The 12,720-nt window shown below is 67.7% G+C and carries 13 protein-coding genes and 3 pseudogenes; 6 read left to right on the top strand and 10 right to left on the bottom strand.

Features of this window, described 5'->3' with window-relative positions; all coding sequences use genetic code 11:
• Nucleotides 1-88: 88 nt before the first annotated feature.
• The 3 genes from ACWNCF_RS04610 to ACWNCF_RS04600 are packed head-to-tail and all read left to right on the top strand — an operon-like array spanning nt 89 to nt 2,517.
• The gene (locus tag ACWNCF_RS04610; RefSeq protein ID WP_449406194.1) at nt 89-1,231 is read left to right on the top strand and encodes a hypothetical protein; all 1,143 of its coding nucleotides are present in this window, start codon (nt 89-91) and stop codon (nt 1,229-1,231) included.
• Nucleotides 1,162-1,926: a hypothetical protein gene (locus ACWNCF_RS04605; RefSeq protein ID WP_449406193.1), complete on the top strand. Its 765-nt coding sequence runs from the start codon at nt 1,162-1,164 to the stop codon at nt 1,924-1,926. The genes ACWNCF_RS04610 and ACWNCF_RS04605 overlap by 70 nt, the downstream gene beginning before the upstream one ends.
• 45 nt (nt 1,927-1,971) lie before the next feature.
• Nucleotides 1,972-2,517 (top strand): 4'-phosphopantetheinyl transferase superfamily protein, encoded by a 546-nt coding sequence (locus ACWNCF_RS04600; RefSeq protein ID WP_449406192.1) that lies wholly within the window; start codon nt 1,972-1,974, stop codon nt 2,515-2,517.
• Between the two features lie 72 nt (nt 2,518-2,589).
• Here ACWNCF_RS04600 and ACWNCF_RS04595 read toward each other — a convergent pair whose 3' ends face one another.
• The 10 genes from ACWNCF_RS04595 to ACWNCF_RS04550 all read right to left on the bottom strand — a co-directional run bounded on the left by ACWNCF_RS04595 (nt 2,590) and on the right by ACWNCF_RS04550 (nt 9,554).
• Nucleotides 2,590-4,188, bottom strand: a complete 1,599-nt coding sequence (locus ACWNCF_RS04595) for a methyl-accepting chemotaxis protein (RefSeq protein WP_449406191.1) — start codon at nt 4,186-4,188, stop codon at nt 2,590-2,592.
• A gap of 25 nt (nt 4,189-4,213) precedes the next feature.
• Nucleotides 4,214-4,621, bottom strand: a complete 408-nt coding sequence (locus ACWNCF_RS04590) for a hypothetical protein (protein WP_449406190.1) — start codon at nt 4,619-4,621, stop codon at nt 4,214-4,216.
• Between the two features lie 10 nt (nt 4,622-4,631).
• Entirely contained in the window at nt 4,632-5,672 is a 1,041-nt protein-coding gene (locus tag ACWNCF_RS04585; RefSeq protein WP_449406189.1) for a hypothetical protein, read from the bottom strand.
• Between the two features lie 64 nt (nt 5,673-5,736).
• Nucleotides 5,737-5,892 (bottom strand): recombinase family protein, encoded by a 156-nt coding sequence (locus ACWNCF_RS04580; protein WP_449406188.1) that lies wholly within the window; start codon nt 5,890-5,892, stop codon nt 5,737-5,739.
• Between the two features lie 34 nt (nt 5,893-5,926).
• Nucleotides 5,927-6,682 carry a TetR/AcrR family transcriptional regulator gene (locus tag ACWNCF_RS04575; RefSeq protein WP_449406187.1) on the bottom strand — a complete coding sequence of 252 codons (756 nt, stop codon included), beginning with the start codon at nt 6,680-6,682 and terminating at the stop codon, nt 5,927-5,929.
• Between the two features lie 192 nt (nt 6,683-6,874).
• Nucleotides 6,875-7,318 (bottom strand): diguanylate cyclase, encoded by a 444-nt coding sequence (locus ACWNCF_RS04570; RefSeq protein ID WP_449406195.1) that lies wholly within the window; start codon nt 7,316-7,318, stop codon nt 6,875-6,877.
• A complete protein-coding gene (locus ACWNCF_RS04565) occupies nt 7,261-8,268 on the bottom strand; it encodes a PDC sensor domain-containing protein (RefSeq protein ID WP_449406196.1) in 1,008 nt (335 codons plus the stop codon). Before ACWNCF_RS04565 ends, ACWNCF_RS04570 begins: the two co-directional genes overlap by 58 nt.
• 123 nt (nt 8,269-8,391) lie before the next feature.
• On the bottom strand, nt 8,392-8,781 hold the full coding sequence (locus ACWNCF_RS04560) for a hypothetical protein (RefSeq protein ID WP_449406186.1): 390 nt from the start codon (nt 8,779-8,781) through the stop codon (nt 8,392-8,394).
• Nucleotides 8,772-9,158, bottom strand: coding sequence for a hypothetical protein (locus ACWNCF_RS04555; protein ID WP_449406185.1), 387 nt, complete (start codon nt 9,156-9,158; stop codon nt 8,772-8,774). Before ACWNCF_RS04555 ends, ACWNCF_RS04560 begins: the two co-directional genes overlap by 10 nt.
• A 120-nt stretch (nt 9,159-9,278) precedes the next feature.
• A complete protein-coding gene (locus tag ACWNCF_RS04550; RefSeq protein WP_449406184.1) occupies nt 9,279-9,554 on the bottom strand; it encodes a hypothetical protein in 276 nt (91 codons plus the stop codon).
• 700 nt (nt 9,555-10,254) lie between these two features.
• Here ACWNCF_RS04550 and ACWNCF_RS04545 point away from each other — a divergent pair.
• The 3 pseudogenes from ACWNCF_RS04545 to ACWNCF_RS04535 all read left to right on the top strand — a co-directional run.
• Nucleotides 10,255-11,393, top strand: a pseudogene (locus tag ACWNCF_RS04545) (Re/Si-specific NAD(P)(+) transhydrogenase subunit alpha).
• 23 nt (nt 11,394-11,416) lie between these two features.
• Nucleotides 11,417-11,769: pseudogene (locus ACWNCF_RS04540) on the top strand (NAD(P) transhydrogenase subunit alpha).
• Nucleotides 11,766-12,705 (top strand): annotated as a pseudogene (locus ACWNCF_RS04535) (NAD(P)(+) transhydrogenase (Re/Si-specific) subunit beta); the annotation flags it as partial. The pseudogenes ACWNCF_RS04540 and ACWNCF_RS04535, both read left to right, overlap by 4 nt.
• Between the last annotated feature and the right edge of the window lie 15 nt (nt 12,706-12,720).

Genomic DNA, 12,720 nt, shown 5'->3' with positions numbered 1-12,720 from the left:
GGAGGAGTTAGTTGGATGATCCAGCACCTAAGGTTAAGGAGGAGTTAGTTGGATGATCCAGCACCTAAGGTTAAAACGGAGGAGTTAGTTGGATGATCCAGGCACCTCGCTGTACGGCTGGTATCTGCGCATGCTGGGCGCGAAGGTCGGCCACGACGTCGTGATCGGTTCGCTGACGATCCGCGCGCCGGACCTGCTCGACATCGGCGACAACGTCAGCATCGGCAATGCCGTCAACTTCGAGAACGCGCGCGTGGAACGTGGCCGCCTGCTGCTCGGCGCCATCGCCCTCGACGACGATGCCTGCGTGTCGTCGTACGCGATCCTGGAAGGCGATACCCGCGTGGGCCGGCGCGGCCACCTGGAAGGCCAGTCCGCGCTGCCGGACGGCGCGGCCGTGCCCGACGGCCGCGTCTGGAGCGGCTCGCCCGCGCGCGACGCCGGCGCGTTCGATCCGTCCACGCTGCCGCCGCGCCCGCCCGTCAGCCGCGCCCGCCTGATGGGCGAAGGGCTGTTCTTCGTATTCGGCATGCTGCTCGTCGCCACGCTGTTCTTCATGCCCGTCTTTCCCAGCTTCGTGCTGATCGACTGGTTCGACGAACGGGGCACCTTGCCCGTGCTGGCGCAGAATTCGATCCAGGGCCAGCTGTTGCGTTATTTCGTGCTGGCCCTGCCGGCCTCCGCCGTGCTGATCGCGCTGACGATGCTCGTGTCGGCCGCCATCCGCTGGGGCTTCCTGCCGCGCATGATGCCGGGGCGCTCGGCCGTGCACAGCAACGCGTATTGCAAGAAATGGCTCGTGAGCCATATCCAGGAATCGAGTTTGAACGTCCTGCACGGCATCTACGCGACCGTGTTCGCGCCGTTCTGGTACCGCCTGCTGGGCGCGAAGGTCGGCCGCGACGCCGAGATCTCGACGGCGCTGGGCGTCGTGCCCGACATGCTGACCCTGGGCGACGAAACCTTCATCGCCGACGCCGTGATGCTGGGCGACGAGCAGATCGACGGCGGCTGGATGACGATGGAGGCGACGGTCGTTTCCAACCGCAGCTTCGTGGGCAACGGCAGCTATATCCCGGACGGCACCGTGCTGCCCGAAGGCGTGCTCGTGGGCGTGCACACGCACGCGCCGGCGAACGAACGCATGACGGGCGGCGACACGTGGCTCCGTTCGCCGCCGAATCCGCCTCCCAGGCGCGCGAACAGGTCAGCGGCTACCCGGAACACCTGATGTACCGCCCGTCGGCGACGCGCCGCCTCGGCCGCGCGCTCGTCGAAGCCTTCCGCATCGTCGCGCCGCACGCCGTCGTCATCGCCGTCGGCTACACGGTCGTGCTGGACCTGATGCCGATCGCCGGCGCCGGCCGCTGGAGCGAAGTGATCTGGGACATGGCCCTCGTCGGCCTCGCCTACGGCGTCGGCAACTATCTCTTCGTGCTCGCGTTCAAATGGCTGCTGCTGGGCCGCTATGAAAAGCGCGCGGAGCCGATGTGGACGCCGTTCGTGTGGCTGTCCGAAGGCGTGACGAACATGTACGAAGGCATCGCCGTGCCCAACTTCATGCGCTACCTGCGCGGCACGCCGTGGCTGCCCATCGCGTTCAACCTGCTCGGCTGCCGCATCGGCCGCGGCGTCTACATGGACACGACGGACATCACGGAATTCGACTGCGTGACGATCGGCGACCACAGCGAACTGAACGCGCTGTCCTGCCCGCAGACGCATTTGTTCGAGGACCGGGTCATGAAGATCGACCACGTCGACATCGGCAGCAAGGTCTACATGGGACCGCGCAGCGCCGTGCTGTACAGCGCGAAGGTCGGCGACAATGCCCGCCTCGGCCCGCTGACCCTCGTCATGAAGGGCGAGCACATCCCGGCCGCGACCGCGTGGAACGGCTTGCCCGCGGCGCCGCAGCGGGTGTGATGGACGCGGTGCCCGTGCGCTGGTGGGCGGATGGCGGGTTCGTGGATGCATCCGTTGGCGCCGGACCCCGTGCACGTCGTCGGCGTACGCGGCCAGCCCGACCGGCCCACGGCACGCCGCACGATCCGCGCCGCCGTGCTGGCGGCACTGGCGGAGGCGAGCAACGTGCCGCTTGACCGCATCCGGCTGTGCGGCGCGCCGGGCGCAGCGCCGTATGCGCTGCTCGGCGACGGCCGGCGCGTCGCGCTGTCGATCAGCCACGACGGCGACCTGTCGGTGGCGGCCCTGTGCCTTGGCGGAGGCGCCGTCGGCATCGACCTGATGCGCGTGACGGACGTCCCGGACTGGCAGGCCGTCGCCCGCGACTACCTCGGCCCCGTGTACGCGGCCGCGCTGGCCCGCCTGCCCGCGGCCGCGCGCGCCGCCGCGTTCGCGCGCGCGTGGAGCGCGCGCGAGGCGCGCCTCAAGTGCCTGGGCCAGGCGCTGGCGGAATGGCTGGCCGACGAGGATGCACGCCTGGCCGGCTGCGCCTGTCGGCCGCTGGCGGTGCCGGACGGTTACGTGGGCAGCGTGGCGCTGGCGCCGGACTGATCCGCGCTGGCTCGGCCGCCGCGCCAGGCTGCGCGAACCCTGTTGCGATTCGAGACGCCGGCATCGGTGAGGTCAAACAGGCGTCGTGCGGTGCGCACCGAATGCGCCGCGGTCCGCTTTGTGACGAACGCCAACCGCACGCCACGAAGGCGCCGGCGTACGCGACTCGAGGCGGAAGACCGAAAGTGCCTCGGTCAGCTGCGTGGTCTGGTCCGACAACGATTCGGCGGCGGCGGATGCCTCTTCGACAAGCGCCGAGTTCTGCCGCGTCATCCCGTCCATGTTGCCGATCGCCCGGCCGATGTCCTCGATGCCGGTCGCCTGGCTCTGGCCGGCGGCATCGATCTCCACCATGATGGTTTCCACCTGGCGAACCGATGCGAGGATCTGCCGCATCGTGTCGCCCGCTTCGTCGACGAGTGCGTTTCCGGCATCGACCTTGGCCAGCGAATCGCTGATCAGCCGCTTGATTTCCTTCGCCGCGGCCGCGCTGCGCTGCGCCAGGTTGCGCACCTCGCTTGCGACGACCGCGAAGCCGCGCCCCTGCTCGCCGGCACGCGCCGCCTCGACGGCGGCATTCAAGGCGAGGATATTCGTCTGGAACGCGATGCCGTCGATGACGGCGATGATGTCGCCGATCTTCGTGGCGGAGGCATTGATCTCGCCCATCGTCGCGACGACGCCGTCGACCACCTGGCCGCCGCGCGTGGCGATCCGCGTCGCCTTGCCGGCGAGCTGGCTTGCCTCGTCGACGCTCCGGGTGTTCCGTTCGACCGTTCCCGTCAGGTCCCGCATCGACTGGCTGGTGAACTCGAGTTCGTCCGCCTGCGCCAGCGTGCGGCCGGCGAGATCCGCGCTGCCACGTGCAATCTCCGCACTGGCCGATGCGATCGCGGCGGCCGATCCCTGGATGCCCGCCACCATCACGGCAAGCCGCGCGCGCATCTCGGCAAGGGCGGCCAGCACGCTGTCGCCGCGCTCGGTCCGGATCGTCATCGACAAGTCGCCGCCCGCCACCGCCTGCGCGATCGCACGCGCGTATTCCGGCTCCCCGCCCAACTGGCGCCAGATCGCCTTCACGACGAACCACGATACGACGGCAAGAATGGCAACGACCAGCGACGCGGTCGCCACCATCGTCCACAATACGTCGTGCACGCCGGTGGCACTGCGATCGATGCCGGCATGGAACTGGCGCTGCGCAGTCCCGCCGGTCCGGGCAAGGTCGTCCTGCAGGATGCGCTGGGCCTTCTGCATCGTCGCCACCTCGCCCTGGACGTCGCCCTTTTCGATATCGAGCATGATGCGGGCCGACGCCAGCGCCGGCAGGTAGTAGGCGTCGAACTCGCGCGCCAACCGCTCGCCGGCCTGCTTCTGGCCATCCATGGCGGCGAGCCTGGCCATTCGCGCACGCACCGCGGCCGCCTGCTCGGCGATCTGCACCAGCCGCGCCCTGTCGGCCTCGCCGACGGCATCGCGCAGGCCATCGGTCACGGCCCCCACTTCCTGCGTGAGGGTCTTCGTCAGGTCCAGCAACGGATAGTCGAGGCGAGCGGTCCGGTCGATCGCGTGCAGCGCATCGGTCGCGATCACCGAGCTGACCCCGATTCCGAGACCAAATACGAGAATGGAAATGACGGGCAGTGCCCAGATCCTGCGCTTGATGCTCATGGTGGCCTCGGGGTCGGCAGGTTGATCAGGGCGCCGTGTAGATCACTTTGACGGTGGCGTCGACGGCGCTCCTGTCGATGTAGCCGATCGCTTTCGGGTTCGCTGCGACGGCCTTCTTCACATCGTCGCTGTTGCCCGCTTCCCTGGGCATCGTCGCCTTGCCGGTGAAGACCAGCTTCGACCACAGCGCCTTTGCCTGCGACAGGTCCTTGTCGGCGACTTTCTTGTAGAACTCCGCGCGGATCGGGGCGCTCTCCGGCTGGTCGATCGGCACGAGCGCGCTCGACTTGCCGAGAAAATACTGGGCGACCTCGTCCTTCGTCATCGACGCCACGGGCGCTTTCGGATTGACGACGACGACCACTTCGGCCCGTGCCGGCAGTGCGATGCCGAGGATGGCGGCAAAAGCGAACGACAGGTGGATGTTGTGCATGGCTGCCTCCTCAGAATACGAAATCGACGGCGACCGCGCCGACGGTGACCGGGCCGCGGAAGCCGGGCTTGGCGGCATTGAACAAGCCGGTCCCTTGCGGCTTGACGCGGTCGACCTGGAACTTGATGTCGGCGGACCGGAACGCATCCCAACGCACGCCGACGCTGTCGGTGGATTGCCCGACCTCGCCGGTCAGCTTGCCGTGGCTGAAGAACGGCAGCACCTTGCCGAAGCGGTAGCCGCCCATCGCATACCAGCCCCGGGTCGTGGCGCCGAATGCGCGTGCCGTCGTGTATTCGGATTGCACGACGATGTCGTTCCAGTCCAGCGCGAGACCCGCGGCCGTGAACGACACCTTCGTCTTCGGCAACTGCACGCCGCCTTCCGTCAGCGTCATCCGCGCGTCGTCGCGCCCCAAGCGGAAGGTGACGGGACCTTGCTCGAGCACGACGTTCACCACGCGGGCATTCGTGAACGTGACGGTTTCGCCCGCAAGCTTGGCGGTGGAGCGGCCGAATCCGACCTGCGTCGTCAGCGTCGCGGTGCCGATCTCATGGCGCCAGTCCAGGTCCGCACCGTCGAGGCTGTCGTTAGGGACCTGGGCATACACCTCCTGGGACGGACGCAGCATCGTGTTCGCGTAGCCCACGTTGCGGTAATCGGAGACGAGGAACGCGGCCAGCGGCACGCGGCCGACACGCACGTCGAACGTATCGGACAGTCTTGCCTTGGCGAAGGCGAGCGTGCCGGTCGCGCCATACGCGTCCGTCTCCAGCTTGCGGACGATGCCCTGTCCCGTCAGCGACAACCAGTCGTTGATGCGCGCGTCGACCTGCAGGCCGACGTTCGAATCGACGCCGGAGCGCGGCTTCGTGCCTGCGCCGCCGGCCTGGTAAGGGCGCGCGAACAGGGCGTCGTTCGTGTTCGTCCACGTCAGGGCGCCGGTACCGAAGCCGCTGACCTTGATTGCCCGGGCTGCGTCGTCCTGCGCCCACGCGGACGATGCCGCGAGCGGGAGGACGAGCAAGGATGCGAGAGTTATCGTTTTCATGTTCATGGGTGAGGTTGTTGCATGGTGGCGCCGGACCCTGGCCCCGGAGGGTGAACGCGTCCGGTCAGCGTGTTTCCATCTGCGTTCGGAGAATGAAATGTCGTACGGATGCCGCATACCAGCGCCCGCCATGTTCGCCGCGCACGCCGCGCTCGTTCAGCGCCTGCGCAATGCAGCCGAACGATTCGCCGGCCGTGCGGCGCATGGTCAGGTCGCGCAACAGGCGCTGCCGTTTCTCGGCCGACCAGCGCTGATCAGCGTGCCCCGTCGTGCGCGGCCATTTCGTTGTCCGTTGCCCGCTCAGCGCGTCGGTCAGCTCGCTCAATTGCCGCAGCAGGAACGTGTCGTGCAACATCATGGTTTCCCGACCAGCGCCAGGAAGCCCGCCACGCCGGCAGCCGCCATGTCCTGCAGCCGCTCGGCATCGGCGTAGCGCGCCATGCCGCCGTGCGCGCCGATGTGCCGTCCCAGCACGCAACCGATGAAGGCGTCGCCGAGAATGTCGGGGCCGGCCGCCGCGCTGCCGGAACGGTCGTGCAGTCCGCCATCAGGCGCGCCAGCACCGCCCTGTCGCATGCGGCGACGGGCGCGACGAGTTCGGCCAGTTCGGGGCTGCGTTCCACCATGGCATCCGCATGCAGATGCGCGCGCTGCTCCGAGAGCGCGCGGCGCAGCATGAGGCAGGCCAGGGTTTCGAGCCGGGCCCGGATGTCGGCGCCGGATGCCTCGATCGCGTCAACCTCGCGCTGCCAGTCGTCCACGTCGCGCTCGACGACCGCACGCAGCAGTCCGCGCTTGCCGCCGAACTTCACATAGATCGTCTTCGTGGCGACACGCACTGTCGTCGCGATGGTCGCGATGCTCACCTGGTGGTAGCTGTCGCGCACGAACAGCTGTTTCGCCACGTCGAGCAGCTCCCGCTCGCGTTCCTGCAGCGCCGCCGCGGGACGACGGCCGCCGCGGCGGCGTGGCGGCCGCGGCGCAGCGTGTGCTTCCGGTCGCTCGTACATGGTTCGTCTCCCAATCGTTATTTAGGACATCGTACCCAACTTAGGACAACAATACAAACTATAAGATAAAAAAACAACGGCGCGTGGCCGTCGTTCTAGCAAGCGCAGGAAGGAAGTCACCCGTCGCGCGACGAGTCCAGATGTGGAGGGATGGAAGCGGCGGCGGCCGGTCCGCCGGCGTGCCGGATGGCGTCAGCGCATGCCGACGCGGTTACGGCCCGACGCCTTGGCGCCGTAGAGTGCCGCATCCGCGGCCTCGACAAGTGCGCGCGCATCGTCGCCCGGTGCGGGCATCATCGTGGCGACGCCGGCACTGATCGTGACGAAGCCGAGATCGCTCGCGCGATGTGCCATGCCGGCCGCACGCACGCCCCGGCAGATCGCCTCGGCGATGCCGCGGGCGCCGTCCGGCGGCGTGTTCGGCAACAGGACGGCGAATTCTTCGCCGCCGAAGCGCGCCGCCAGGTCGGCCGGCCGGTTGACGGTGGCGGCCAGGACGCCTGCGACCATGCGCAGGCAATCGTCGCCCGCCGCATGACCGTAGGCGTCGTTGTAGCGCTTGAAAAAGTCCACGTCCATCATGACCAGCGACAGCGGGGTGCGCTCGCGCGCGGCGCGCGCGACTTCCGCTGCCAGGCGCTCGTCCAGATGGCGGCGCGGTTGTGCAGGCCTGTCAGCCCATCCGTGTCCGCCAGGCGGGCCAGGGCCGCGTTCTGCTTCTCCAGGGTGTCCTGGGTGCTGCGCAGCGTGCGCTCGAGCCGTTCCCGGATCCGCATCTGGCCGATCAGCCAGTAGCTGGCGAGGTAGACGGCGAGCATCTCGCCCGCCTGCGCCGCGCTTTCCTGCCAGGTGGCCCTGCGCCAGTCGGCCAGGACGTCGACCTTGCTTACCGCGGCATCGGCGACCAGGCCGTACTTGGCCGAGCGGGCGACGCCGTGCAACAGCTCGACCTCGGTTGCCCTGGTCTTCAGGCGGATCGGTGGCGCGGCGGCGGTGCGGGCGGTTGCGGCCGGCACGCGTGCCAATGGCGTGCCGTCGGCCAGCGCCAGGGACACGATGTCGTGTGGCCGCGACGCGAGTTGCCGGTAGAAATCCTGGAAATACCGCTGCGGTATCGTGGCCAGGACGACGCCCGCGTAACGTCCGTCCGCGTCGTCGACGCGGCGCGACACCGTCAGGAACGGCCGTCCGGCCGGGGCACCGACGCGGATGCCGCGGTCGGGATGCGCGCGGTGATAGGCGACACTCGCGCGCCACACGTCTTCCAGATCGGCGCCGTCCTGGTCCGCGGTCCCGGCCACGAGCCGCCCTGCCTTGTCGATCACGAACAGGCGATCCAGGGGCGAGCCGTGCTCCCGCACGCGCACCAGCATCAGGCGGCGCAGGCCCTCGCGTTCGTTCCCGCCGGCTTCGATGCGCTCGGCGAGGCCCGTCAGCATCCAGCCGACCGCGTCCAGCGTCGACTCGGCATGGCGGAGCGCGGCGTCGGACATGTCGCGGGTGGCGACGACGCCTTCCCGGATCTGGTTCTGATAGGCGAGCGTACGGCTCCAGACCGCGATGCCGACGAAGCACACGAAGTCCACGAACAGCAGCAGGCAGATCAGGCGGGTCAATGACCTGACGCGAAAATTGGGGAAAATTGACAACAAACGATACACTCGACGATGCGGAGACGACGTACTTCGGCCGGTTCGGCCGGCAGGACATCATCGTACACGGTTTCCGCACGGGAATATATTGAATGGGCCGAGCGCGTTGCATTCCCGCTTCGCCCGCGCCGGCGTCTCGTTTTCAGAACGAGCGCCCCGGCGCTTCCCGGCGGTCGTCGTCCCGGACACGGTCCGGGATGGCGCGCTCCAGCGCGCAATACGCGTAATATCATCTCCCGCGCACAGAAGCGACCAGACAGGCGCCGCCAGGGTGTAAAAAAACAAATGCTCTTCGTCGCCCGGCAACGTGACGAAGTCGTAGAGCACGGCCACGGCCTGCGCCGCGACGAGTGCCAGTCCGACGCCGATTGCATGACGAACCACGCCCATGGCCAGCAGGCGCCAGGCGAAATAGGCCAGGTAGCACGACAGGATGGTCACGTGCACAGGTAGAACACGGGACTGAACCGGGCCGCGGCATCGGCCTCCACCAGGGCGGCCGTGCCGGCTGCCGCGCCCCCGAACAGGTAGAGGTCGAAATACGGCAGCGGCCTGTAGTCGTGCGTTACCGCCATCAGGCCCAGGATCATGATGGCCGGTCCGCCGCAGCCGCGCAGGAAGGCATCGCAAAAGTACGCGACGTCGTATGCCGCGTCCACGCTGCCGAGTGCGTAGACCAGGATGCTCGTGGCCGACAGCGCGACGAGGAGCCACTCGGTGCCGAGCAGGTGATTGCCCTTCATGAAGAACTTCAGGCCGAAGATCGATGACGTCGCCGCGAGGACGCCAAACGACAGGAAAAACAGTTGCTGTTCGATCTCCATGATGCTTCCGTACGCCAGTCGCTCCGCCTGTGTTGGTTCATCGTACCAAAGATAGGACGTGAGAATAAAATACACGCGGGATTTTTCCCCTGCGGCGGCGGGATTGCAACACCGGGCGATTCAGGACTCGCGGACGGGACCGTCGAGCAGGCGGTCGACCGTCGCTCGAATGGCCTGGTCCAGCGCGTGCGGATCGCCGCGCTCGCGCATCCCGGCGCCATTGCGCACCGTGACGCCGTCCGCCACGGCGATCATCAACGCGGCGATATCCCGGCACGTCGTCTTCGCCAGCGCGGGATTGGCGGCGCAGACGAGCGCCGTGACGCTCGCGGCGGCAGCGCCGCGTACCAGCGCCTCCAGCAGCTGCGCGGTGACCGGATCGACGGCGACCAGCACACAGGAAATGGCGCATCAGCGCGGGTCGCGCGCTCCGCGTCGGCCGCGTCGTGCAGTGCCCTGCCCATCAGCAGATGCAGCTTGACCCGCGGCGGCGCCGTCTCGTCCAGCACCAGCTTCAAGTCGCGCAGGCCTCGATCACCGGTGCGAGCACGGCCCGCAGCAGCGCCAGCCGCGTGGGAAAGTAATACTGAAGGTTGCTAGATGCTGATCCCTGTCCGCAGCGCGATTTCGCGCCCGACGTTGGAAGTCGAGACTGCCGCACTCCAGAAGCAGCGCCCGCGCGGCATCGACGATGCAGGCCCGGGTCCGCATGCCCTGGGCCCGGAGACCGCCGCGACGCTTGATGGAGGCTGTCATCGGCTTCCTTTCGCTGGGGAGCAGTTCGTCATGCCTGCACGTTTAACACAAATATAGGACAAATTGACAATTAAAGGAAGCTCGCGGGCCGACATGCATTTCACACCGCCGAACCACTTTTCACATCACAAAATCCTGGACGTGGACAGAGCACGCCATCGATCCCGTTTCGCAAAATCCGATCCCGCATCCTGAAACGACGGCGGCAAGCCCTTGATTCTTCGTGACAAGTTTTATGTTTTATGTCTTATATAAGATAGAACATATCAAGCGACCTTCCCTTATCATCGCTGCGTGAGCACTACCCCACCATTTCACTCATCACGACATTGGAGCATGCATGAAAATAGGGATACCGGCAGAGACACGTCCGGGCGAGACACGGGTCGCCGCCACGCCCGAAACCGTCAAGAAGCTGGCGGCAGCACACCAGCTGATCGTCCAGTCCGGCGCCGGCCTGCGCGCGTCCATCGGTCGACGACGCTTACGCGGCGCCGGCGGCCGTCATCGGCACCGGCGGCTGACGCCTTCGGCGCCGACCTCGTCCTCAAGGTCCGCGCACCGGATGCCGGCGACGAGCGCGCGCTGATGCGGCGCGATGCCGTCCTGATCGGCATGCTCGAACCCGTTCGACGCAGCCAACCTGGCCGCGCATGGCCGCAGGCCGCGCCTGTACCGCCTTCGCGCTGGAAGCGGCGCCGCGCATCACGCGCGCCCAGTCGATGGACGTGCTGTCGTCGCAGGCCAACATCGCCGGCTACAAGGCCGTGATCATGGCCGGCGAATGCCTATCAGACGCTTCATGCCGATGCTGATGACGGCCGCCGGCACCGTGAAAGCGGCGCGCGTGCTGATCATGGGCGTCGGTGTCGCCGGCCTGCAGGCCATCGCGACCGCCAAGCGCCTGGGCGCCGTCATCGAAGCGTCCGACGTGCGTCCGCCCGTGAAGGAGCAGGTGGAATCGCTGGGCGCCAAGTTCATCGACGTGCCTTGCCTCACCGACGAGGAACGCGAGATCGCCGACGGCGCGGGCGGCTATGCGCGCTCCGATGCCGGCCGACTGGATGCGGCGCCAGGCGGAACTCGTGCACGAGCGCGCGAAGCTCGCGGACATCGTCATCACGACGGCGCTGATTCCCGGCCGCAAGGCGCCCGTGCTGATTTCGGCAAGAGACGGTGCGCGCGATGAAACCGGGCTCCGTGATCGTCGACATGGCCATCGCAGCAGGGCGGCAACTGCCCGCTGACGGAGCTCGGCCAAGACGGTGATCAAGCACGGCGTGACGATCATCGGCGAACCGAACCTGGCCGGCGCTCGTGGCGGCCGACGCGTCGGCCCTGTACGCCCGCAACGTGCTGGACTTCCTGAAGCTCGATCGATCGACAAGGACGGCAAGCTCGTCATCGACCGCGAGGACGAGATCGTCCGCGCCACGCTCGTGTGCGCGGGCGACGGAGATCCTGCGCAAAAGCGCCTGACATCACTCACAACGGAGATGCCCATGGAAGTCAGTCATACCATCATCAACCTCATCATCTTCGTGCTGGCGGTCTACGTCGGCTACCACGTCGTCTGGACCGTCACGCCCGCGCTGCACACGCCGCTGATGGCCGTGACCAACGCCGTCTCGGCCATCATCATCGTCGGCGCCATGCTGGCCGCCGGCCTGACGGAGCCTGACTCGGCCAGATCGCCGGGCACCGATCGCCGTGGCCCTGGCCGCCGTGCAACGTGTTCGGCGGCTTCCTCGTCACCCAGCGCATGCTGGAGATGTTCAAGAAGAAGGAACCGAAGGCCGCGAAGCCGGCCGCAGACGCCGCCGCCGGGGCTGTCCGTGCCAAGGAGGCCGCATGAACCTGATCAGCATGAACGTCGTCGACCCTGCTCTACCTGGTGGCATCCGTGTGCTTCATCCAGGCGCTGAAAGGCCTGTCCTCGCCCGCGAGCGCGCGCATGGGCAACGCGTTCGGCATGGCCGGCATGGCCATCGCGGTCGCTCACCACGGTCGCCCTGATCGTTCAAGCTGCAGGCGCATGATGGCGACCGGTTGGTTCGGCTTCGGGCTCGTGCCTGCTCGGCACCGTCGTCGGCGGCGGCATCGGCGCCGATCGCGGCGCGCAAGGTCGAGATGACCAAGATGCCGGAACTGGTCGCCGCCATGCACTCGCTGATCGGCCTGGCCGCGGTCTGCATCGCCGTGGCCGCCGTCGTCCGAGCCGTGGGCATTCCGCATCGCCGAGCAGCGGCGCAGCCGCTCCCGTTCGGCAACCGCATCGAACTGTTCATCGGCACCTTCGTCGGCGCCGTCACGTTCTCCGGTTCCGTGATCGCGTTCGGCGAAGCTGGCCGGCAAGTACAAGTTCCGGCTGTTCCAGGGCACGCCCGTGCGCTTCCGCGGCCAGCACATGGTCAACCTGCTGCGTGGCCGTCGCCATCTTCGGCCTGGGCCTCGTATTCTGCTTCGACGCCGGCGCTGGCGCCCGCGTGGACGCCCGTATATCGCCATGGCCGCGCTGTCGTTCCTGCTAGGCGTACTGATCATCATCCCGATCGGCGGCGCCGACATGCCCGTCGTCGTGTCGATGCTGAACTCGTACTCCGGCTGGGCCGCGGCAGGCATCGGCTTCTCGCTGAACAACGCGATGCTGATCATCGCCGGCTCGCTGGTCGGGTCGAGCGGCGCGATCCTCTCGTACATCATGTGCAAGGCGATGAACCGCTCGTTCTTCAACGTGATCCTGGGCGGGTTCGGCGGCGACACGGCGACGGCGGTTGCCGGCGACCAGCGCGGCGCCCGGTGAATG

This window comes from Massilia phosphatilytica, from assembly GCF_977014125.1.
The sequence above is the reverse complement of the archived record's forward strand: the minus strand, read 5'-3'. Positions and strand labels throughout refer to the sequence as shown.